The sequence below is a fragment of the Chitinophaga nivalis genome, assembly GCF_025989125.1.
GTDB classification, from domain to species: Bacteria; Bacteroidota; Bacteroidia; order Chitinophagales; family Chitinophagaceae; genus Chitinophaga; species Chitinophaga nivalis.
In genome coordinates, this window is record NZ_JAPDNR010000001.1 from 7,620,933 (window position 1) to 7,645,471 (window position 24,539).

Annotated in this window: 16 protein-coding genes; 9 read left to right on the plus strand and 7 right to left on the minus strand. The window is 48.1% G+C overall.

The window, feature by feature from the left end; genetic code table 11:
• Nucleotides 1–7: 7 nt before the first annotated feature.
• The 4 genes from OL444_RS27755 to OL444_RS27770 all read right to left on the minus strand — a co-directional run bounded on the left by OL444_RS27755 (nucleotide 8) and on the right by OL444_RS27770 (nucleotide 7,714).
• On the minus strand, nucleotides 8–1,126 hold the full coding sequence (locus OL444_RS27755) for an efflux RND transporter periplasmic adaptor subunit (protein WP_264727957.1): 1,119 nt from the start codon (nucleotides 1,124–1,126) through the stop codon (nucleotides 8–10).
• A 10-nt stretch (nucleotides 1,127–1,136) separates the two neighbouring features.
• Nucleotides 1,137–5,498: a CusA/CzcA family heavy metal efflux RND transporter gene (locus OL444_RS27760; protein WP_264727954.1), complete on the minus strand. Its 4,362-nt coding sequence runs from the start codon at nucleotides 5,496–5,498 to the stop codon at nucleotides 1,137–1,139.
• A 93-nt stretch (nucleotides 5,499–5,591) separates the two neighbouring features.
• Entirely contained in the window at nucleotides 5,592–5,972 is a 381-nt protein-coding gene (locus OL444_RS27765) for a hypothetical protein (protein WP_264727952.1), read from the minus strand.
• 194 nt (nucleotides 5,973–6,166) lie between these two features.
• Nucleotides 6,167–7,714, minus strand: coding sequence for a sulfatase (locus OL444_RS27770; RefSeq protein ID WP_264727949.1), 1,548 nt, complete (start codon nucleotides 7,712–7,714; stop codon nucleotides 6,167–6,169).
• Nucleotides 7,715–7,903: 189 nt separating this feature from the next.
• Here OL444_RS27770 and OL444_RS27775 point away from each other — a divergent pair, with 189 nt between their 5' ends.
• Nucleotides 7,904–8,869 (plus strand): YiiG family protein, encoded by a 966-nt coding sequence (locus OL444_RS27775; RefSeq protein WP_264727947.1) that lies wholly within the window; start codon nucleotides 7,904–7,906, stop codon nucleotides 8,867–8,869.
• 51 nt (nucleotides 8,870–8,920) lie between these two features.
• Here OL444_RS27775 and OL444_RS27780 read toward each other — a convergent pair whose 3' ends face one another.
• Genes OL444_RS27780 through OL444_RS27790 form a run of 3 tightly spaced genes read right to left on the minus strand, consistent with a single transcriptional unit; the run spans nucleotide 8,921 to nucleotide 12,588 of the window.
• Nucleotides 8,921–9,871, minus strand: a complete 951-nt coding sequence (locus OL444_RS27780) for a DUF6607 family protein (protein ID WP_264727945.1) — start codon at nucleotides 9,869–9,871, stop codon at nucleotides 8,921–8,923.
• Between the two features lie 36 nt (nucleotides 9,872–9,907).
• Nucleotides 9,908–10,516 carry an HmuY family protein gene (locus OL444_RS27785; protein WP_264727943.1) on the minus strand — a complete coding sequence of 203 codons (609 nt, stop codon included), beginning with the start codon at nucleotides 10,514–10,516 and terminating at the stop codon, nucleotides 9,908–9,910.
• An 8-nt stretch (nucleotides 10,517–10,524) separates the two neighbouring features.
• Nucleotides 10,525–12,588 (minus strand): TonB-dependent receptor plug domain-containing protein, encoded by a 2,064-nt coding sequence (locus OL444_RS27790; protein ID WP_264727940.1) that lies wholly within the window; start codon nucleotides 12,586–12,588, stop codon nucleotides 10,525–10,527.
• A 382-nt stretch (nucleotides 12,589–12,970) separates the two neighbouring features.
• Between OL444_RS27790 and OL444_RS27795 the strand changes: the two genes are divergently transcribed.
• The 8 genes from OL444_RS27795 to OL444_RS27830 all read left to right on the plus strand — a co-directional run bounded on the left by OL444_RS27795 (nucleotide 12,971) and on the right by OL444_RS27830 (nucleotide 24,515).
• The gene (locus OL444_RS27795) at nucleotides 12,971–13,909 is read left to right on the plus strand and encodes an Omp28-related outer membrane protein (protein WP_264727938.1); all 939 of its coding nucleotides are present in this window, start codon (nucleotides 12,971–12,973) and stop codon (nucleotides 13,907–13,909) included.
• A 106-nt stretch (nucleotides 13,910–14,015) separates the two neighbouring features.
• Nucleotides 14,016–14,543 carry a TlpA family protein disulfide reductase gene (locus tag OL444_RS27800; protein ID WP_264727936.1) on the plus strand — a complete coding sequence of 176 codons (528 nt, stop codon included), beginning with the start codon at nucleotides 14,016–14,018 and terminating at the stop codon, nucleotides 14,541–14,543.
• Nucleotides 14,544–14,609: 66 nt separating this feature from the next.
• A complete protein-coding gene (locus OL444_RS27805) occupies nucleotides 14,610–16,211 on the plus strand; it encodes a DUF6029 family protein (protein ID WP_264727934.1) in 1,602 nt (533 codons plus the stop codon).
• 229 nt (nucleotides 16,212–16,440) lie between these two features.
• Nucleotides 16,441–17,025: an RNA polymerase sigma factor gene (locus tag OL444_RS27810; RefSeq protein WP_264727932.1), complete on the plus strand. Its 585-nt coding sequence runs from the start codon at nucleotides 16,441–16,443 to the stop codon at nucleotides 17,023–17,025.
• Nucleotides 17,026–17,210: 185 nt separating this feature from the next.
• Nucleotides 17,211–18,233, plus strand: coding sequence for a FecR family protein (locus tag OL444_RS27815; RefSeq protein WP_264727931.1), 1,023 nt, complete (start codon nucleotides 17,211–17,213; stop codon nucleotides 18,231–18,233).
• A gap of 235 nt (nucleotides 18,234–18,468) precedes the next feature.
• Nucleotides 18,469–22,119: a SusC/RagA family TonB-linked outer membrane protein gene (locus OL444_RS27820; RefSeq protein WP_264727929.1), complete on the plus strand. Its 3,651-nt coding sequence runs from the start codon at nucleotides 18,469–18,471 to the stop codon at nucleotides 22,117–22,119.
• A gap of 44 nt (nucleotides 22,120–22,163) precedes the next feature.
• Nucleotides 22,164–23,618, plus strand: a complete 1,455-nt coding sequence (locus OL444_RS27825; RefSeq protein WP_264727927.1) for a RagB/SusD family nutrient uptake outer membrane protein — start codon at nucleotides 22,164–22,166, stop codon at nucleotides 23,616–23,618.
• 3 nt (nucleotides 23,619–23,621) lie between these two features.
• Nucleotides 23,622–24,515 carry a hypothetical protein gene (locus tag OL444_RS27830; RefSeq protein WP_264727925.1) on the plus strand — a complete coding sequence of 298 codons (894 nt, stop codon included), beginning with the start codon at nucleotides 23,622–23,624 and terminating at the stop codon, nucleotides 24,513–24,515.
• Nucleotides 24,516–24,539 lie beyond the last annotated feature (24 nt).

Consider the following 24,539-nt stretch of genomic DNA (forward strand, 5'->3'; position numbering starts at 1 on the left):
CTACCGGCTATTCTTCTCCGCTGTTTTTCAGTTTCATCAGCAAAGTGTAGGCTTGTTTTGTTACCAACTGTTTACCGGACAGGTTTGTTTTTATTTCCGTGTATCCGTTATAGTTAGTGCCTGTTTCCACCGGTGTCATTACAAATGTATCTGCTGTTTTCGCTACAAATACAAAGGATTTGTTTTCCCATTTCACCAGGGCATCATCTGGCACTGCCATTACCTGTGCATTGTCCAATGCGATTTCCCCGTTCATAAACATGCCTGGCAACAGGCGCTTGTCGTACTTTTCAAAGTGGCAATGTACCTCCGCGGCCCGGTTATTATCCAGACTGCGGGTAATGAGGTGAATAGTGGCGGTATACTTTTCACCGGCATTGGCATAACAGGTTACTTTTTGTCCGGGTGCGAGGCCGGCCACATCTTTTTCAAAAACGGTGAGACTCAGGTGCAGGTCTGCCGGGTTTATCAGCTCAAACAACACCTCTGTAGGACTTACATAACGACCGGTATTGACATTTACTTTCGTCACATAACCACTGATAGGCGCGGGTACACCGATACTACGGGTGATATGCTGTGGCGTAAGCCGCTCTGGTGAAATGTTGATCAACCGTAACTTTTCCGCTAAGGAACGCAACATCACCTGCTGGCTTTCATACTCACTTTTTACTTGCTGGAATACTTTATCGCTGTTTGTTTTGGTTTCGTTCAATTCCCGCTGGCGTGCATAGTCTGCTTCCAGGAAACGCAGCCGGCTGGCAGCTACCAGGTAATCCTGCTGGAGCTGGATGTATTGCTGGTCTTCCATCACCGCCAGCACCTGTCCTTTTTTCACTTCCATACCAGGTAACAGCTGCATCCCTTTCAGGTAGCCACCCATGGGAATGCTCACCGATACAATATTCTGCGGCGGTACATCCACCACACCATTTACTTTTAATACGGTATGCATATCCTGCTGCGTCACTGTTCCTACCGCAATGCCGCCGTTCTTAAACTGTTCCGGTGTCAGCTGTACTTCGTTGGCGACTACCGGTGCAGTGGCAGCTTCCTCCCGGGCAGCGGGAGCCGGATTACACGCCAGTAAAAAGATATATGCTGCTGTGATAATAATAAATCTCATAAAAAATAAATTAGTTGGTAGCACTCAGTTTTTCAATGGTAAAAGCAGACTGGTTTAATTGTTCTACTACAGCGAAATAATTGTTGCGTATTTCCAGGGCCTGATTAATCAGGATTACCCATTCCAGATAGCCCGCATCACCGCCTTTCAGTCTTTTATCGGCGCCTTCCATAATGGTAGCGGCATTTTTCAGCAAGGTGGTATGATAGGTATCCAATAATTTACGGTAACGGTTATACGTACTTAAAGCCTGTAGTAACTCAGTAGATAGTTGTTGCCGGGTGGCAGCCAGCTCTTGTTGCTGTTGTTGCAGCAGGATATTCGCCGCTTTGATACGGGACCGTTGTCCGCTGCTGAAAACAGGAATAGCAATACCCGCACTCACAGCAGAAAAACGGTGGCCGCCGTCGAAATATTTCTCTTCCTCTCCTACCCGTTGATAACCGATGATGCTCATATTACTATAGCCCAGGTTGAAGTCGGGCAATAACCGGCTTTTCTCCAGCTTAAATTCCTCTTCCCGCTGCAAGAGCTGCTGTTGCTGCAGTACCAATGCCGGCGTATGTATCATGGCAGCGGTATCGGGCAACAGCGAGAGCGGATATACCAGACTATCCATCGCCGGTACCAGGGCATCGGACGTATTTAAAAGCATCCGGAATACCTGCAGCAGGTTATCATAATCTGTGCGCAGCATTAACAACTGGTTGGCAATCTGCCAACGCTGGTTTTCGGCAGTTGTTTTTTCCAGCGCATCAATATCACCTGCCTTAAAACGCAGGGCAGATTTCTGCTGGAAGGCACGGTAAATACTATCTGCTTCCTGCAGCAGCTGCGCTTTGTATTGTAATACCACCAGGGTATAAAAGGTTTGTTTTACCTGCGCTTTCAGTTGTATCCCCCGCTGTTGGGTAGCTACTTCGCTGATGCGGGTATTGAGCAGGTTGATATTCCGCTGATGTTTGTATACCGTTGGAAACTGAATACCCTGAGAGAGCGTGAAACGGTTATCGTTGGCGAGGCTGTTGACTTTACCATATTCCACCCCCACATTTGTTTTATCTATGGAGAGATAACTTTTTTTCAGTGCCTGATGGTACTGCTGTTCCAACCGGGATACCTGCATATGCAGGTTCTGCTTCACAGCCATATCCAGGGATTGTTGCAGGGTAACTACCTGTGCAGCCGATTGCTGCGGCATGGCCAGTACGAAACCGATAACAGCCAGGGCTGCTATCTTTCCCGGTTTAAAATATCCGAATCCTTTTTCAAACAAAATGTATAACACAGGTAATACGAATAAAGTGAGTAAAGTGGAGATAATCAATCCCCCAATGACAACAGATGCCAGTGGTTTTTGTACCTCAGCCCCCGCGCCCTGGCTTACTGCCATCGGGATAAACCCGAGCGAAGGTACCAGCGCTGTCATCAATACCGCCCGTAGTTTGGATTTAGTAGCATGTATGACAATCCGCCGGATGTCTGTCCAGCCCTCTTTTTGCAGGCGGTTGAATTCCGTGACGAGTAAAATACCATTGAGTACCGCTACCCCGAACAAGGCAATAAAGCCTACGCCGGCAGAAATACTGAAAGGCATGTCCCGTATCCACAATGCCAGTATGCCACCGATGGCCGACAGCGGAATGGCGGTGTAAATCAGCAATCCCTGTTTTACAGAACCAAAAGCGAAATACAACAACAGGAAGATCATCAGCAATGCCACAGGCACCACGATGCTTAAACGTTGTTTCGCAGCTGTCAGGTTTTCAAAAGCGCCGCCATATACGATCGTGTAACCGGCAGGCAATTTCAGCTGTGTCTGTACTTTCTGCTGCAGCTCCTTCACGATGGTCTGCACATCACGGCCATTTACATTAAAGCCTGTAATGATGCGCCGCCGGGTGTTTTCCCGCTGGATCTGGTTAGGGCCTTCTATAGCCGCCACGGTGGCCACCTGTGACAAAGGGATCTGTGTGCCTTGTGCCGTCGGGATCAGTAAATTTTGTACATCTGCTATATTTTGCCGGGAACCACCGGCCAGCCGTACCACCATGTCAAAACGTTTCTCTCCTTCATATACCAGCCCGGTGCTTTGGCCAGCGAAAGCCGTATTCACGGTGCGGTTTATATCGCTTACATTCAATCCATATCGTGCCATGGCATCCCGGTCGTATTTAATGACCAGTTGCGGCATCCCCGTTACCGTTTCTACGTAGAGGTTCGCGGCACCATCAACCGTTTTAATGATATCGCCCAACCGGTTGGCATAGGCAGCCAGCGAGTCCAGGTCTTCCCCGAATATCTTACACACCACATCCTGGCGGGCGCCGGTCATCAGCTCATTGAAACGCATCTGCACCGGAAACTGGAAACCTACACTCACGCCCGGTACTACAGATAACGCTTTCGTCATCTTATCGGCCAGTTCATCGAAGCTCTTCGCAGATACCCATTCCTTTTTATCTTTCAGGATCACCATCATATCACTTGCTTCCAGCGGCATCGGGTCTGTAGGTATTTCAGCACTCCCTATTTTGGTCACGACTTTTTCTACTTCCGGGAATTTTTTCAGCAGGATGCCTGCGGTTTGTTGCGTGGCATTAATAGTGGTGTGCAGATTGGCGCCGGTCAGTAAACGGGTTTCTACCGCGAAATCTCCTTCTTCCAGTTCCGGAATAAATTCACCTCCCATGCGGCCCAGCAACCATACAGCCAGCACCAGCAATACCAGCGTACCGGCGATAATTCGTACCGGGAAACGCATCATCCGCTGCAAAGCAGGTTGGTAGCGCCTTTCCAGCCATACCATGATGCGGTCTGCCAACGTAGGCCGGTGATTGATTTTTTTGCTTAAGAACAAGGCGCTCATCATCGGCACATAGGTGACGGATAACAGGAAGGCGCCCAATATGGCAAAGGCGACGGTATAAGCCATCGGCTTAAACATCTTCCCTTCTATACCCTGCAGCGAGAGAATTGGAATGTATACAATCAGAATAATGATCTGGCTGAATACAGCAGAACGGATCATGGAACCGGTAGCGTTATTCACTTCGGCGTCCATGGTATCCTGATTTACCGCTGTCACCTGCCGGAAATGACGGGAGTGGGAAAACCGGTGCAGGATAGCTTCTACAACGATCACCGTACCATCTACAATCAAACCGAAGTCGATGGCGCCCAGGCTCATCAGGTTACCACCTACCCCAAATTTATTCATCAGGATAATGGCAAATAACATCGATAAGGGAATCACGGAAGATACAATCAGGCCAGCCCGCAGATTTCCCAGGAAGAATACCAATACAAACACCACAATCAAAGCGCCTTCGACCAGGTTGGTCTCCACTGTTTTAATGGCATTATTCACCATCTTGGTACGGTCCAGGAAAGGCTCTATCACCACACCTTCGGGCAGGGATTGTTGTATTTCCGCTACCTTCTTTTTCACATTTTTGATGACAGCAGCGGCATTTTCGCCTTTCAGCATCATCACCACGGCGCCGGCTACTTCTCCTTTATCATTGAAGCACATGGCGCCATACCGGATGGCCGCACCATATTGTACTGTCGCTACATCACGTATCAGCAGTGGCATACCGTTATCCAGTGTTTTCACCACTACTTTCTCAATGTCTGCAATGCTGCCGGTGAGGCCTTCACTGCGTATATACAATACCGTGGGGCCTTTCTCGATATAGGCGCCACCGGTATTTTCATTGTTCTTCTCCAGGGCGTCAAATACTTCCGCGATGGTAGTATTACTGGCTTTCAGCCGTTCCGGCACCACAGCTATTTCATATTGTTTCAGCTCTCCACCGAAACTGCTCACATCTGCTACGCCCGGAGTGCCCAGGAGTTGTCGCCGTACCATCCAGTCCTGAATGGTACGTAGTTCCATCGGCCCGTATTTCCCTTCATATCCGGCTTTCGGGCGTACCACATACTGGTAGATTTCGCCCAGTCCCGTTGTCACGGGAGCCATTTCCGGTGCACCGGCGCCGGCAGGAATTTCGCGCTGTACCTGTTGCAGCCGTTCAGCGATCTGCTGCCGGGCCCAGTATACATCTGTTTCATCATTAAATACAATTGTGACCAGTGACAGGCCAAAACGGGAAAAGCTCCGGATTTGTTTCAGTCCGGGAATATTACTGCAGGACTGTTCTATCGGGAAAGTGATGAGTCGTTCCACGTCTGGTGCGCCCAAAGAGGGAGACACGGTAATCACCTGTACCTGGTTGTCGGTAATATCCGGTACGGCATCTATTGGCAAACGGGTCACTTCAAAGCTTCCCCAGCCGATCAATGCCAGCACAAAAAGCCCAATAATCAGCTTATTCTTTACAGAAAAGCCAATAATGCGGTTCAGCATAATTTATTGCGTTAAAATAGGATCAAACAATTCATTCGTATGCGGCTGGTGAATGCCGGCAAACGATCCATAAAATCAGGCGGTATGAAAGGCTCAGGCCTGGGGAGGTTGTATTAATACCGATAAGGCAGGATCGGGCAGGTAGCTGTCTTTCTGTATCGGATAATCCATCACTATATTTTTACATTCCTGTAAACGGATGGTGACAGCCTTGGCCAGCGGAATAAATGTCTGGTGAATGGTGTGGGCATCTACCTGCTTAAAAGGTAGCTTATTATCCTGTTCTTCATCATTATCATCCATATCTTCTCCCCAATAGTGCATGCACAGGAATTCTGTCACACTAATATCGCGGTTAAGCTGCTGGTGATATAAGAAGTGGCTGAACAACAGCGGAATCTTCAGCAATTGATTAAAAGCGGCATTGTGCAGGACAAAAAGAAGCAATAATATGTAGACTCCTTTCTTTCTCACGGGGGCAAATATACTATAAAACAAAAAAGGCGGTGCCAAAGCGCTGCCTTTTTTGTTTTAGAACCGGATAAGATTATGCCGGTCATCAGATAACCTACAACTGTTACACTGTTAGTAACAAGTCACAAAGGTAAGTATCGGCAGGCAAACAAGGTACAGTGGTATCCCCGAGGAAAGCACTGTTTTTTAATTACTTATGGCCTGTTCTCGCCCGGCCATGGCAATGGTTGGCCAGTGGCCTTTAATACAGGCATCGGCGCCTTCCAGGCCTGCAGCCGCTGCGACAACAGCCGCACCAAAGCAGTGGTACGCTGTGGTTCCTGTGCAGCCAGGTTTCGCTGTTCGCCGATATCGGTTTGCAGGTCATATAATTCTGCCGCGCCGGTGCGCAGGTCATACACTACTTTCCAGCGGCCCTGCCGCAAAGCGCTTTTATAGTTGATGCCAGGCCCTCCTTCCGGAATCCACTTGTTGGGATAATGCCATACGAGGGCGCGGCTACTGTCTGTATACGCCGGATTGCGCAATATGGGAACGAAGCTGTTGCCATCCACCGATTGTACGGCGTTGTACAGCTGTATGCCCGCCATTTCCAGGATGGCAGGAAAAAAATCTTCGATGATCACGGGTTGGGTGGCTGTACTGCCGGCAGCCGTTACACCCGGCCATTTTACCAGCATCGGTTCCCGGATGCCGCCTTCATATACAGAGCCTTTACCGGCACGCAGCGGCGCATTCTGGGTATGTAGCTGCCCTTCCCGGGGTGGAGCCAGGCTAAGCCCACCATTATCACTCATAAACAGGATGATGGTATTACCATCTATCTGCCGGGTACGCAGGTAGTCCATTACCGTACCCAGACTTTGATCCATTCCTTCGATCATAGCGGCATACTTTGCCGCAGTACTGTCCAGGCCCTCGTTCAGGTAACGCTGATAGTATTTCCGGTCGGCCTGCAGCGGGGTATGTACGGCATAATGTGCGAGATAGAGGTAAAATGGTTGTTTCCGCTTAATCGGTTCATCCAGTGTTTTGATGGCTTCCCGTGTAAGGGCTTCTGTGAGAAAGGTGCCGGTACCATAATATTCTTCCAGGTCAGGTACTGCCTGGGCGGTAGCCTTCCCGGACATGTTACCATAGTTTTCTTCCGACAGGTAACTTTGCGGATGGCCAGCCGCATGACCGGCTATATTGACGAGAAAGCCCATATTATAGGGGTTCGCGCCGGGTGTACCCATGGCGCCCCAATGTGCCTTGCCGGCATGAATGGTATAGTAACCCGCTTCCCGGAGCAATGCGGGTAACGGGGTGGCATATACGGTATGGGCAATACCCCGTACGGGACTGTAGCCGTTGGTGTTCCAGGATGCCGGATGCAAGGTTTCATCCGGTACATCGGAAGAAACGTCCTTACGCGGAGACGTCCAGTTGGTGACGCCATGATGGGCGGCATTCATCCCCGTCAGCATGCTTACCCGGGAGGGGGTACATACCGGCGTGGCGTAAGCATTGGTGAATTTCATTCCTTCGCGGGCCAGCCGTTCCATATGGGGTGTATGAAAGCGTTTATTCGTTGCCGTTACCTGGTACCAAAACGGAACGGAGGAGTCTTCCCAGCCCATATCGTCTACCAGAAAGACAATAATATTAGGCGGCCTTTTAACCGGCCGGGGATCTTTGAACTGTGCATAACTGCTTATACACAGACAACAACCCAGCAGCAGCAACGCGTTTTTTTTCATGTCCAATGCACTTATTTTACCTGTAAGGTATTCATCTCAACGGACATATCATACACACACCCGGCGCCTCATCCGTGAAATCATGGGCTGGCAGGATACAATTCCGCTTTCTTTTCTATATTTGCGGACGTTATATTGCCCCCGCAGTAGCATGTGAACTGTTTAACCGAAAAAAACTCCGTTACCATCATGAAAAGATTATTATTGAGCGCCGCTGTTTGTATGTCATTGCTGACTGCAACCGTATCCTGTAACGACAGCAGCAAAAAAGGCAATGCCAGCGGCACCGCCGCCGAATATGAAGACCAGTCCTCTTCATCTGCGAACAACATTATTGAGTATACCAATCTGATTGTAGACCTGTCCAACAAAAACAACGACTACGTCAATACCTTAATGAAATACGTGGATAAGGCAGAAAAAGGATTAAAAAATCCATCTGATCCCTTTGCTTTCTCCGGTATGCTGACCCCACACAGCTTTCCGACTTTCAACAGAAACTCGAAAGTAAAGGTAGATGAGCCTGTGAAAGACCTGAGCAAAGCCGATCAGCAATTCTTCAAAGAGAAAGTCACCAGCTATATCCAGACCTATAAACAAATGGACTCCAGTTACAAACAACTGAAAGACTATCTGTCGGCGCAGGATTATAAAGACGACAAAGGTGCGAAAGGCAATGCGCTGATCAGCGATATCCGTAGCCATGCCGAAGCCTTACAGACAGAGAAGGTGGTACTGATGAAAAAGGTAAGTGAAGTGGCAGATGCCAGCGAAATCATCATCCTGAAGGATAGTCCGCTGAAAACCTATATCCTGGCCATGAAAGAAGATATGAAGTCTATCAGCGACTTTATAGCGATCATGGAAGATGGCGCTGCCTCTTACGGTAAAGTGGCAGACAAAGCGCAGGCAGCATATGATGCATTGGAAAAAGCACAGGCCGCACATGCGAAAATAGATATGGACAACGCCACCAAAGCGCATAAAGAAGTTTCCTACAACAGCTTTTATGACGGCTTCCATACTTTCCTGCTGGATGCACGTAAAATTATGCGCGACGCCAAAGAGAAAGGCAGTATGCCGGATTATATTGTCGAACAACTCAGCCGGAGTTACGATAACCAGGTATCCCGCTATAATACTTTCAATCGTTAAAATAAAGAAACCGCAGCCAGGAATAGCTGCGGTTCTTTTTTATCAACTCGTTTATCGTTTCAGACTCACATCGTTCTTAGTGGCAAATTGCTGTAAGGTAACAGCAATCTCTTTTTCGAGCGCTTCGCCACTTAATTCCTTGTTGAATGCTTTTTTCTCCAACGTCATCATCACTTTGTATAATGGTTCGTTGTTAACTTTCTTTTGTAAGTTGATCGTTGTATTGGTGCCATAGACTTTATCCCATCCTTTGCGTACCAGTGCCCAGAACTGTTTGTTCTGTTCCCACCAGTCTTTTGCACTTTTACATTTACTTTCGTCGATACGTGCATAGGTATTCACGCCTTTTTCACCTACCAGTACCCTGTCTTTTCCATTTTCCCGGATCACTTTCAGGTTGTCCTGCTCATGTACAGAACCTTTCGCGGTAACCTCGTGGTGATTGGTACGGTGCAATACATTGTAGTCTTTACGGGTAGTGTATTCGCGGCGCGGCAATGGGGCATCGCTGCTGCTTTCCCAGTAATGACGGCCATCAGCATGTACCCAGGTAGCAGAACCTTCATAACGCGGTTCATCATCTACCCCAAATACTTTCTGTGTCCACTGGCCTTTTACCTGTGCAGCCGGCAGCTGTATTTTTTTCCATTGGTTGTCCTGTTCATAAGCAAGCAGGGACTGATTTTCGTATTGCCAGTCTTCTGTCCAGTGCTTGATGACATCGCCATCAGCAATCAGCAGATGCTGCAGTACAATACGGTTGTTGCTTTCATCGGCTACAGTAATGTATTCGGTCGCATCAATGATCTTGTGGTATCCTTTTGGTTTGTAGGTGCTATCTGACGGAAACGTTTCGGTGTATTCAAAAGTAACGTCGTGGCAGCCGCACATATCTTTGATAGCTGCTTTGTCCTGTTGTAATTTGTCGTTCCCCTTTTTCTGGGCAATGGCGCTAAACGAAAGGCAGGCGCCTGCAATGGTGAGTGTGATCAATCTGTTCATGACGATATTGAGTTGAGTTGGTGAAACAAAAAACGATTATTTGAAATTGCGGCTACCATCTGCCTGGTATACATATCTGAAACTGTAATAACGGCTGGGAGCAGTAGGATTTGCAGGTGAAGGAGCGTCTTTATAATAACTGAATACTTCCAGTTTAGCGTATTTACCGTTGGCCGTTTTAATCACAAAAAACTTACCTGCTACCGGTGAAATCAAATGGGTATCCATGTTATAGGAATACCATCCGGTGATCGCCTTTGTAGGACCATCTGTTGCATAACCTGCTTCCGGTGCGATATACAGGTTATTGTATACGCCGGTAGTTACCTGTGCAGCTGCCTGACCAGGACCGCTGGTACCGCCGTTTACGATGATGGTAGTAGCCCGGAAACCAATATCCCATTTGGTAGTAGCAGAGTCACTGTTCGGAATAATTTTATTTTCTGCAATGCTGAACAACGTAAAGCTTCCTTTACCGGCAACATCCGCATCCAGGTTGTTATACGTATTGGCAACAATGGTATTTGCAGGCGGCGTAACAGGTGGTGGCGTAGGTGCAGGTTGATCATCGTCCTTTTTACTGCAGGAAGCGAAGAGGGTTACTGACAAAGCGAAAGCCGCTAAAAAGAAAGACTGTTTTTTCATATAGCTTATTAATTATGATTGTTTAAATGATAAAATGTCCAGGTAAGTGCTACGGAATACAACCTGCCGGGTAACGTGGAAATATGCTGCGGATCCGTATAATTAAACAGGTTTTCTATCGTGCCTTGTATGCGCAGCTGATTGCGGAACAATGATTTGGCTGCAGCCAGGTTCACCGTCGTATAGCCGGGAACAAACTCGCTTTTGGCATCGGGGGTATTATTCCCGTTGTCATCTGTAAAACCATATTTGCTGCGGTACAGTACCCGGGCATTGGCGTCGATACCTAGCCTGGACTGGATAAAGGACAGTTTCAGATTGGCAGTATGGTGTGAACGGTTAAACAGTCCAAAGTATTCCTTGCGTTCCATCGCACGGGTTTCTTTCGTTTTTTCGTCTACCGTATATACTTCTCCCTGTTTTACCTTGTCGAATAATTCATTGTCGCGGGTACGCAGGTACTGATAGCCACCGGACAGCTGCCAGTTTTTAAATAACGTCTGGCTCAGCTCCGCTTCTGCGCCATAAGTCGTGATGCTTTTCACATTCACATAACTGAATACACGCTGTCCGTTGGTTTTCTCCGCAATAGCGCGGGTATCTATCAGGTTATTTACTTTATTATAAAAGAAATTCACTTTGGCAGTGGTAGTCTGGAAGGGCTTCCCCTGTACACCCAGATTATAGGACCAGGAACTTTCTGCATCCAGGTCTTTTAATTGCTGCGGGTCAATGTTCAGTTGTTTGATTTCCCCTTTTGCCTGCATTTCTTTCAGGATATCCGCGGCCAGTTTGGTTCCCGCCACGGTATAGCCTACCGCGGCATTATTGAAGTGCAGGTATAACTGCCGGAAATCCGGCGCCCGGTAGCCACGGCCGGCGGATCCCAGTATCCGCCAGTTGGGCAGGAAATTATAGGATATGGATAATTTAGGACTAAACTGAGATGGATACTGATTATGGGTATCGAAACGGCCACCCAATAAAATATTCCATTTATCGCCGGGTTTCCAGTTTTCCTGCAGGAACAGGTAACCGGTATTAAAAGCCATTTTTTCATCATAGCGGGTAGCTTCCAGCGTTTCATGCACATAGCCTACGCCGGCAGTCAGCTGATGCTGCGGATGCAGCTGCCAGTCTGCCTGGTATTCCGGTTTCAGGTATTGCTGCGTGAAATAAGAAGCATCATACACACTTTGATCATGCTGATACAACATATCTTCTTTCGTCGCATAGCGCGAATAGTACAACCGCAGTATCTGGGAGAATTTTTTGTTGGGGGTATTCCGGATATGCAGGGATACATTCGCATCCTGCTCTTTTCCTTTATCATCTACCATTCCTTTCGACTCGGAGAAAACACTGGTGTAACGCTGATCATATACCCGGCCGGAAAGAACGCTCTGCCACTTGTCTGACCAGTCCTGCTGCCAGCGCGACTGTACCGTGAGTGCTTTAAAAGGAGATACAGTAGGCGTGGTGCTTTCCTTTACCAGGCTATACCCATCACTGTGATAATAATTGGCATTTAAAGAGAACAACCCTTTATTAAAAGGTATTTTCGTACCCGCGTCGAGGTTATAGGTATTATTAGTACCATACCTGCCGGTTACACTGGTAACACCTTCTCTTTTTTTGGCAGAAGTAATAATATTAATAACACCTGCCATTGCATCGCTGCCATATAAAGAGGAAACGGGTCCTTTTATAATTTCTATCCGTTCTATATTACTTACTACAATCCTCGACAGGTCGAGGGTGCCGGCAGTACGGCCAATCATCGGTTCGCCGTCCAGCAGAATCAGGGTATATTCTGCTTCCAGTCCCTGCATTTGTATACCCGTACCATGATTGGCAGTAACAAACAATCCGGTTTGTTCTGCCAGTACCTGCTGTAGCAGTACGGCACCCATAGACTGAATCTGTTCTTTTTTGATAATGGTAACCGGTATAGGTACTTTATTTACCAGCTGTTCATTACGGGTAGCGGTCACCACTACTTCCTGTAATGCTTTGCTGCCGGTCGTATCGGATTGGGCAAACAAATCCCCTGCCCGCATTACACAGGTCAAAAGCAATAAATATTTATACATCTTATAGTAGTCTGAAATTGCGAGGGCAAAAGTACTGACTTGCTAAGTTGAAGACTTACGCAATAAGGAAAGTTATTTACGATATGCGGAAATTCATACTGCCGGACTGTAGCAGTAAAAATGCTTACTATAAAGCATCTGCAGTGCCCCCCTTCCCTGTTTCCCATCGATACAAAAAAAAATTTCCGGAGCGAGGGGTAAAAAAGTGAACCCCGTGTATATACTATTTAGCATCGATGTAGCAACCAGCAATAAAAGTTTCTAACCCGCAATCCTCTCGGACTGCAGCCAGGATTTTTTTGCCTTGTAAAACCCAATCCATTCAAATTTTAATTCTATCACACTAAACAAAAACCATTTTATGCAACCCAAAATCATTCCTTATCTGTTTGGCGCCTGCTTCCTGTTCAGTATTTTCCTGACCAGTTCCTGTTCTAAAAAAGATAACAACAACAATCCCACCAGTGGTGACACCACCCGGCCTGGTGGCGGTATAGAAAAAGGCGCGCCGGAAAAATACACCAAAAAAGCAGTGGTAGAAGAGTTTACCGGTACCTGGTGCGGATGGTGTCCCCGCATGCCTGTTTTGCTGGACAAACTGCATAGTAAGTACCCCAACCTGATTGTTACCGCTTTTCATGGTTCGGATGAATTTTCCATCACCAAAGATGTATTAAAGATAATATCCGATAAACTGGGCGTGCAGGGCTATCCTTCCAGTGTATTGGAAAGAACGGCTTTCATCGACTGGTATGATAAATCAGATAAAATCAATTTCAGGCAGGCCGATTCAACAGTGAACACCTTTTTTGCTAAACCTGCGGTACTGGGAGTTTCGCTCAATACCGCTGCCAGCAATGGTAACCTGACCGTTACGCTTAAAGTAGGACTGGGACAAAACCTGTCTGTTTCCAAAGCAAAAATACTGGTGTATGTAGTAGAAGATGGCCTGACCGGTGCTCCACAGGCGAATTATTATGCAGAAGCATCCGTAAAAGATGACTACAAAGATGATCCGGATTTAGGTTACCTGACCAAGTTACCTACTAAAATCACCGGGTATGTATATAACCATGTTATCAGAAAAGTGCTGACAGATGCCAAAGGAGATGAATTACCAGCTGACTATAAAGTGAAAGGCGCTATTTATACCAAACAATATACTGTAGACATCAGCAAATACCAGGCAGCCAAAACACATATTGTAGCCCTGGTATTTGGTCAGGATGATGAAGGAAAAATTATAGAAAACTTCAACGCACAATCTGTACTCGCCGGTCAGTCTCAGTTATTTGATTGATCCTGTATATAGTATTGCTGCCATCTTTTACGCTCCGGCAGCCGGTATAGCCCGGACTCAGGCAACACATGACTGCCGGAGCATCTTATCGCCTTAAAACTGTCGTATGAAATCAACTACCCGCCTGCTGAGGGCCGCTATCATTACCCTGAGTTGCTGTATAGGAACCATCACCACGGTCATTGCACAGGATAACCGCAACAAATTACCCAACGTACAGGTCAAAGACCTGGAAGGTAAATTAGTGAATGTCACTACCTTCTCCAACAATCAGAAACCAACCATCATCAGCTTCTGGGCTACCTGGTGTAAGCCCTGTATTACCGAACTGGAGTCTATTGCCGAAAACTATGACGAATGGCAAAAAACAACCGGTATCAAAGTCATTGCTATTTCTATTGATGACGCCCGTACCAACGGCAGTGTAAAATCGATGGTCACCTCACGGGGATGGACATACGAAATATACAATGACTACAACAAAGATCTTTGCCGTGCCCTGGGCATCGCCAATGTGCCCTATACCATTGTACTCGACGGAGAAGGCAAGATCGCAGAAAAACATTCCGGCTACAATCCGGGTGATGAATATCAGCTGCTGGAAAAGGTAAAAAAGCTTTCCCAGACAAAATAAACCGAACCTGCTTCCGAAAAGCACTTTCAACCGTTCATCCTTTCACACTATCAGCTGGCAATTATTATGAACAAAAGACTATTGACAATCCTGGCACTCACAGGTAGCAGCATTACATTACACGCGCAGGAAATACCCGGCAAACTAAGCGGCGGACTGGAGTCGAACCATCAGTATTATGTGACCGACAATGCCACCGATGCCAAAGCACCCACCGATAAGATAGGCAGTAACAGCTATTTCACCCTGAATTATACGCTGAAGAATTTTTATGCCGGCATTCAGCTGGAATCCTACCTGCCTGCACTGGTAGGATATCCCGATGGATTAAAAGGTACAAAACTCACCCATCGTTTTGCAGGATACCGGACAGACAAAATTGATATTACCGCCGGTAACTTCTACGAACAATACGGCAATGGGCTGGTATTTCGTTCTTTTGAAGAAAGACAACTCGGTATCGATAATATCATGGATGGGGTGAATGTACATTTCACCCCGCTGAGCAGTATTCGCTTTAAAGCTTCCTACGGACTGCAACGGGTGCTGATGGAAAATGGCGAAGGTACCGTACGGGGCGCCGACCTGGAACTCGATCTGCTGGACCTGTTGAAAGTTCGGCGCAAATGGGGCGTTACCATCGGCGGTAGTATTGTAAACCGTTTCCAGCAATATACTGGTGCAACAGATGATTTCCCTACCGCCGTCAATGCCTACTCCGCGCGACTGGGACTAGACAATGCCCACTACCGGCTGCAGGTAGAATATGCCGGAAAAAGTGCAGATCCCAACCTGATCAACAAAGACATTTACAAAAAAGGATCGGCCTTATATATCGGACAGTCCATCACCACCAACAAAGGGCTGGGCATTGACCTGGCTTTCCGCCGCCTGGAAAACATGGACTTCCGTTCCGACAGATCGAAAAAAGATAATATCGCTACCCTGAATTATCTGCCGGCACTGACCAAATTATATACTTATTCCCTGCCCAACCTGTATCCCTATGCGGCGCAAACGATGGGGGAAATAGGTGGTAAGGCAGATATCTATTATACTTTCCGAAAACATACCCCGCTGGGTGGCCGCTATGGGACCCGGCTTTCTCTGACAGCTTCCCTCTATCGCGACCTGGATACTTTCCGCGTCAAATCCAAAGAGGGCTATACGTCCAGTTTCTGGCGCTTTGGTCCTACGGAATTATACCGCGATGTAAATATCACAATGGAGAAAAGATGGACACCTATGGTGAAGACGATCTTCTCCTACATGAATCTTTTATACAATAAAGGATACCTGCTGGGGCCCGGCTATGGCATGGTACACGCCAATGCCGCCATTGCGGATGTGCTGCTGAATTTCGATAAGAAACATGCCCTGCGGGTAGAAGCACAGCACCTGTGGACGCCGGATGATGAAAAGAACTGGGCGGCACTGTTGCTGGAATACAGCTGTGTACCCGGCTGGTCTTTTTTTGCAGGCGATATGCTCAACTACCAAACCAAAAGCATACACTATTACAACATCGGCGGCGCCTATGCCTACAAAGCAGCCCGTATATCCCTGAGCTACGGCCGGCAACGGGAAGGCTTACTGTGCGTGGGCGGCATCTGCAGAATTGTGCCGGCATACACCGGAGCAAGCTTATCATTTACCTATAATTTTTAAGACGCGGTTCAAAATCCAACAATTACGTGGTATGGTAACAGCGTATAGGCAAAGTAGTTAGCCAAACAGTGAACTCATGCTGTTACTATAAATTGATACCCCTGTATTTCTACAGGGGTTATTTTCATAGTAGTGCCAGCTCTTTCACGCAGGACTGCTGCATTCAGGTGATTTTAATTCCCTATTAATTTTTTTGATTGTATATTAGGAGTGAATCAGCCATAAAGTAATGGAGAATAATCCAATCAACGGGGATGCTGAACGTTGGCAAGCTTTCCGGACGGGTGATAAGGAAGCACTGGCATATCTTTTTAACACGTTTGTAGGCAGTCTTTATAATTACGGATTTAAATTTACGCAGGATGAAGATTTGATTGAAGATGCTATACAGGACCTATTCATCCGTTTGTGGACAACCCGGGAAAAACTATCCGTTCCGGCCAGCGTCAGGAACTATCTTTTAAAAGCATTCCGCCACCTGCTTTTCAGAAAACTCTCGCAATCACAGAAAATTGCAGCGTATGATCCTGAACTATTCTTTCTGGAAGCAGCGCTTTCGGCTGAAGATCAGCATATCCAAACAGAACACCAGCAGATGGAAACAGCCCGATTGCAAAAAGCCATGCAGCAGCTGCCTCCGCGCCAGAAGGAAGCGGTCTACCTGCGTTTCTATGAAAATGCGTCCTACGAAGACATTGCCCGGATTATGGGCACTACGGTAAAGAATACCTATAAGCATGTATTCCGGGCGTTAAGTCACCTGCGGGATACCCTTATTACCATACTCCTTTTATGTTTTTTAAAATTATTCTGACAGACAAGTATATGTTGTTGTCACAAATAAAAAATTACATGGGGTAAAATGCACCATCGATGTATATTATATAGAGAACAAAACCTGTTAATACCACCGGCCCGGATGGCGGGCAGCGAGAATGATTTGGGGATGTTGGCTGCCCGGAGTATATTTATAGTCCCAGTTTCTCCTGAAATGATATTATGACAGCGCAACGCACCTTCGCAGAATACCTTCGTTACGGCACGAACGATTTCCTGGCAGATGCATATTTTCAGGAATGGGTCAGGTTCGAACAACCGGCTGTTGCCACTTTCTGGCAACAATTCCTGGAGCAGCATCCTGAAAAGGAAAAAGAAGTACAGGAAGCCGCAGCCCTGCTGCGCAAACTGCGCTTCAAAACCCATACACCCGACGAAACACGGGTACAGCATCTATGGCAGGCCATAGATGCACAAACCCCACAGGTGCCTGTGCGCGCCATTTCTGTGCAGCTAAAACTCAAATGGCTACTGGTGGCTGCCAGTATTATACTGATCGTCACACTCGGTATCTGGCAATGGAGCAGAGAACAATATGTACACCTGGCCACTTTAAACAGCCAGATCTCTCACATAGTACTGCCCGATAATTCGGAAGTCATCCTGAACGCCAACTCTTCGATTAAATATGCCAAACACTTCGGGCTACACAATAAACGTGAATTGTGGATACAGGGAGAAGCCTTCTTTACCGTAAAACCGGCCCCCGATGCTGCCGCCTTCACCGTACATACCCCCGACCTGGATGTATTGGTAACCGGTACTGCCTTTAATGTATACACCCGTCATGAACAAACCCGGGTGGTATTAAACCATGGTGGTGTAAATATCCGGTTCACGGAAACAACACGCCCGGTCAGCAAACTCCGGCCCGGTGAAATGCTGGCATACCATACCGGTGATGATTCGTTGTTACAACAGGTAACAGATACCCTGCGTTATACCTCCTGGAAACAACAACGGTTTGTTTTTGTTAATACACCACTGCAGGAAGTAGCCCGCGTGATAGAAGACTTTTATGGCTGCAAGGTTATCTTCAAAGATCCGGAACTGACCAGCTACAAAACCACTGCTGACATGGAAATACCCGATATCAGCACATTGATCGGCATCCTGTCGAATGCACTCAATATTCACATCACCCAGGATGGCAACAATCTTATCCTGCAGAAAAAAAATACCTGATCCTATCCCCTGTTATCATCTACCTACAGAACAAGATAAAATATTATAAACTTTTGTGAACATCCGATTTGGATAACTGCAGCAAGCTTTCTAAATTCGGTAACTGATCATATGCCATAACAACAACCAAAACGGAGCGTAAATCGTAGACAGGATTTTTATTAAACCCAACCAACATGAACGGCATGCCGCACGTGCTTGTGTGCCCATCAACTAAATCGCGAAAAACCAACTTGTGACTGTTAACCTGCTACACACTAACACTTCCGGCATGGCTGCACCGGCTACCAGCCGCTGTAAAACACTGCACCTGCTTTTACCCGGCGCCGTGCTACCCGCCTGGTTATGCCTGTTGTATACCCTGCTGTACCCGGTCGTTACCATCGCCCAAACACAGCCCGCCACCCGCGTATCGGTTCATCTGCACCAGGTATCGCTGGATAAACTGATACAGGAATTACGCCGGCAGGTGGATTTTCAGTTTATCTACAGCAATACCACACAACCGCCACCCGGTAATATCAGCATCGACCTCGACCAGGTATCACTTTTCACCCTGCTGGATAAAGCCCTGGAAAAAACCGGCTGGGAATACCACCTGGAAAAAAAGCTGATCATCATCCGCCCGGCTGCTACCCCACCCACAACAGCCGACAGCAGCAACGCTGTGCCCTTGCCGGTTATTGCCCTTTCCGGCACTGTTACAGACCCCGATGGCACACCGCTCCCCTTTGTAAGTATCACGCTACCCAAACGCCATAAGGGTACCTTTACCAACGAACAAGGCGCTTATTCCCTGCAAGGGGCGCCCGGCGACCTCCTGGCTATCACCTGTGTGGGATACGAAAGCCGGCATCTCCGTATTACAACCGGTATGCCCACCAACATATCGCTGAATAAAAACCGGCAAACCATACCGGAAGTGATTGTAACCGGCTACCAGCAACTGAAAAGTCAGGAGATGACAGGGGCTGTTTATACCACTACCGGTGCGGCCCTCCGCACGCCTGGCATCAACCGTATTGACCAGGCCATCCAGGGCCGTATTCCCGGCGCCAGTGTGCAGTTTTCTTCCGGAGGAGTGGGCACCGCCCCCAAAATAAGAATCAGGGGCACCACTACCCTACTCGGTGACAGGGAACCTTTGTGGGTTATTGACGGCGTTGTCCGGGAGTCGCCGTTCCCGCACAAGACCGGCACCGAAACAGACATGCTGAGCGTAGCCGACCGCGCTGCCATGCAAGCCGGACTGAGTGTATTCGGTAACGGTATCACCGGTCTGAATCCGGACGACATTGCAGACATTACTGTGTTGAAAGATGCTGCCGCCACAGCCATCTACGGTACACGGGCCGGCAATGGCGTCATCGTTATCACTACCCATTCCGGCAAATCCGGCCCGCTCCGGATACAAGTACGCAACGACATAACGGTAACGGATAAACCGTCTTACCGCCACATGAACCGGATGAATGCTACTGAACGGATTGCCTTATCCCGCGAGCTGTTCGACAAAGGCATCGTATACCCCGATGATATATTGCCGCCAACCGGCTATGAAGCTTACCTGTTACAATTACTACATAAAAATATCAGCCAGGCCGATTTCAACCGGGAAGTAACCCGGCTGGAAAACAATAATACCAACTGGTTCAATGTATTATTCCGTAATGCGGTATCCAACAATACGCATGTGAGTTTGCAAGGAGGCGACAAATACCTGCACTGGTATGCCTCCCTGGGGCATACTGCAGAAAACGGCAATGCCATCCGCAATGATATGCGCCGCCTTACCACTGCTTTTCAGGCCACGGTAAAACCCTGGTCATTCCTGGAAGCCCGCATCAACCTGCAAACGGCCACCTATCGTATCCATGGTTTCTACGATGGCTTAAACCCCTATGAATACGCCTGGAATACCAACCGCGTCATCAGTCCTGACGAATTTTACTATGCCAGTATGGGCACCGCTTATAAACCGGCTGAATTCACCTTTGGCAAACAACCACTCCGCTTTAATTTTCTGCATGAACTGAATCATACCGGTAATGTCAGCAACAGCAATTCCGTAAATTCTTCGATACTGATCAAGGCAAAAATTACCCGATGGCTGCGTTGGGAATCGCTGTATGCTTTTGGCTATGACGCCACCATCAACCGGCGGCATGCCGATGCACAGGCTTTTGCCACCGCACTTTTACGGGGCGCCAACTACGAAGCAGTACCCGGCAGCGATACACCGGTAGCAGATTATCTCATCCGGCAGGTAGATTCGGTCCGGAAAAAAAGCAGTACCTGGCGCAACACCCTGTACTTCCATTTCCCGGCAGGTGGTGGCCGGCATGATATCGACATCATGGCGGGTACTGAAATGCGCACCAACTTATACGAGGGCTTATCGTACAATGCCAAAAAAGCTATCACCGACAGTATACTCAGTAATAACGTCAACTCCGTTTTTAATTTTCTTTCATTTTATGGGAGTATCGCCTATGCTTACCGCCGGAAATATATGGTGAGCGTACATGCGCGTACCGATGCCTCCAACCGTTTTGCCACCGGCTCGCCGTATCGGCTGAATCCTGTATGGTCTGCGGGGTTGCGCTGGAATATGTCGCAGGAACCCTGGCTGCGTACACAACACTGGCTTAGTCAGCTGGCCTGGAAATTTTCATTCGGCTATCAGGGCAATACCGTGGAATCCATCTCTCCACACCTGGTGGCTACTAATGTTAATCCTTCCTTTGACCCCTATACCGGCCAATATTACCTGGGTATCAAAAACCTGCCTTATACAGACCTTCGCTGGGAAAGAACACGCAGTATCAATGCAGGTGTGGACATGGGTTTCTTCAGCAACCGGTTCCGGGTGCAGCTCGACTATTATCAAAAAATCACGGCCGACGTTATCCTGAAACAACAGGTACCCGAAGAATATGGGCTGCCGGATTCTTTTGTCAATGGCGGGGAAATCTATAACCGGGGCTGGGAGCTACTCGTCAACTGGGTACCGGTACAACGTAAAAATATCACCTGGGAATGGCAGCTGATACTGGCCCGTAACGATAATGAAGTACGCAACACCCGTTCAGATGCCCGGGTCGTATCGCTGGTCAACGGCAACGCCATCGTCAATGGTAAACCGGTGGGCGGGCTGTGGTCCTTTCCTTATGCCGGCTTGTCCCCCCGGGATGGGCAGCCGCTCTTTCGTTATCTCGACGTGGATATTGACCGGGAAAGGTTACTGCATGGCAAACCTACCAGCTACCTGGTGTACAGCGGTAATACCGAGCCTGTTTTTTCCGGCGGCATCAACACACAGCTGCAATACGGCCGCTGGTCGCTGGCTGGCAGCTTCACCGCCCAGCTGGGCTATATCATCCGGCTTAATCCGCTGATGCAGGGAGCTTCCGCCGGATATGCCCGGCCACCGGCCCCCGACCGGAATGTAGACCGCCAGCTGGCTGACCGCTGGCAACATCCCGGTGATGAAAAATGGACAACGGTGCCCTCTATCTATTCGTTCCAGTATTATCCTTTCGTGTATTCGGTAGGAAAATATTTCGGCGACCTGTCACTGAGTAAAGACGGTACCAATTTATACCCTTATGATCTCTATAATTATAGTGACCAGATAACAGTAAATGGCAGCCATTTGCGTTGTAACTATATCACGGTGGGCTATGAACTGGTACCTAAAAATACTTCCTGGTTTAAATCGATTCGCAGCGCAAGGCTTTCTGTCAGTGTTAACAACCCGTTTCTGATAGCAGATAAAAGATTAAAAGGACAGGATCCGGAGATACAACGGATGTCGGTTACCGAAAATACCACGGCACTGCCCCGCTACCGGAGCTATGTTATGAGTATCAACGTACAGTTGTAACCGGCAGCGGCATCATTCACACATCATATAACTGTTACCATAACATGCTAAAGCTTTCTTCATATTATTTGTTGGGATGCCTGCTTATTTTTACCGGCTGCCGCAAATTCCTGGAAAAAAATCCGCAGGATGAATTTGTGCCGGCAACCGTTAATGACCTGCGGAAGATATTGGCGCAGGAAGGGTATCCGGCCGCCAACCGTTCGCTGCATCCCTATGTATGCCTGCTCGATGATGATATCAAATGTGTAGGGGAAGATATGGATGCCGGCAAATGGAAACAGGGCAAATCCGCTTTTACCTGGAGCAAAACCATGTACAGCGAAATGCAACTCAGCGGCGACAGCGATACCGACAGCTATGCCAAATACTACCAGCGAATCAAAGGCTGCAACGTGGTACTCGACAATATTCCCCTGGTACAGGGCTCCACAGCCGATAAAAATCAGCTGACAGCAGAAGCGCAGGTACTCCGGGCTTACTATTACCTGATGCTGGTCAACCTCTACGGCCGCCCCTATAACGACCGGCAATGTTCTCCCGATCAGTCGCCGGGGGTGCCGCTGGTGTTATCCGGCAAAGTAGCAGATGCCTGCCTCCATCGCAATACGGTGGCAGAAGTGTATGCACAGATCACCCGGGACATTACCAACGGATGCGCCTTACTGGAAGCCTGCAGCAATACTGCCGGTATATTTTGTATCGGGAGACAGGCCGCCTGGCTGCTCGCCGGCCGGATCTTCCTCTATATGGAAAACTGGGATCAGGTGATCCGGTACAACAACAAACTGCTGGCAGAAAGAAGTCAGCTGGAAAACATGCGCTACTGGGCCATTAAAAGATCGCCGGTCGATTCCCAGCAATGTTTTCTGAATCCGGGTAACAAGGAAGTCCTCTTTTTATTTGGCTCCGTGAAAGAATATAATTTACTGGAGATAAATCAAATGGGGCGCGCTCCCTATTATTACGCCACAGATGAACTGACGGCACTCTATGAAAAAGGGGATCTCCGGGCAGATGTTTACCTGAATATCTGGAAGATCACCGGCGCCTTCTCCAAGGTGAACAGCCAGGCACATATGGGTAAATCCTTCCGGCTCTCCGAAGCCTACCTGAACCGGGCAGAAGCCGCCAGCAGGGCCTATGCCCTCAATGGTAACCGCGCCTTACTGGACCAGGCGATCCATGACCTTAATACCCTGCGGCAGGCACGCTTCAACACCACTTATTATGAGCCACTCACAGCTGCCGGTTTCCTGCATCAGCCAAAGAAAATATTGCAGTACTGCCTCGAAGAACGCCGCCGGGAACTGTGCTTTGAAGAACACCGCTGGTTTGACCTGCGCCGGTATGGTATGCCGGCTATTACCCATTTCTATTACCAGGAAAAAAACAGACAACCCCTGGCCTATCATCTGTCAGAAAAAAATCCGCGGTATGTATTACCGATTCCTGATATGGCACTGGCCAGAAATCCTTCCCTGGAACAAAATCCTTAAATCATGACCGGCTCCATCAGATTATACCTGGCCTTGTTGTTCGCCTGCCTGTGCACTACCTGTAAAAAAGAACAGGCTGCCTTGTCGCCGACGCCTAAAGATTCGCTCTTCTATCCCTTACCACAGGGCAACCAGGCCTATGACCGGCAGATCATGCAATGGTACCGTACCTATGGTACCTATGTGCTTTACCGTTACAGTAAAAAAGATTATCAATATGGTTTCACCGGCATTTATCCGGATGCCATCATCGTTCAAACGGCCGACACCACTGCCTTGCCGGCAGCCGTTGATTTTTTGCAACGATATTGGTTTGATGATTATCCGGTTGATTTTCTGCGGAAATTCCTGCCGTTTAAAATACTGCTCGCCGGTACCATCATGGCATCTTCCGATGGCGCCGATACCACCGATACCCCTATTACCTCTCCATTCTATGGATTGGATTACATTGTTGTGCCGCAGATAGATGCCCGGTTTCCAAAACTATCTGCCAGCCGGAAGCAGGCTTTGAGAACAGCCCTCCACATCACCTTTCTGCAATCTCTTTTTTTCAGTGTGGATGGCTTCACCCCACCGAAGCTCACGCCCCCACCGGCCTTCTTTGACATCAGCCGTTATCAGGAAACCAACCTGACTCCCGCCAACAAATACCAGTACGGCTATCTTTATCTGGATAAGGACAACGGGCAATGGACAGCACCCGTCAAAGACATGGATTTTATGTATTTTCTGTATACCGTAGTGAGTACGCCCGGCCCCGTGCTGGAGGCCACCTTGCTTTCACCACATACAGATAAAAATGGATTGATCCGGAAAAAATATGCTTGCCTGCTGGCTTATTTCAAAAACCAGTTCCATATTGATCTGCAACAAATCGGTAATCAATCCGCATAATACAGGGGGAGAGCGGAGAATGCG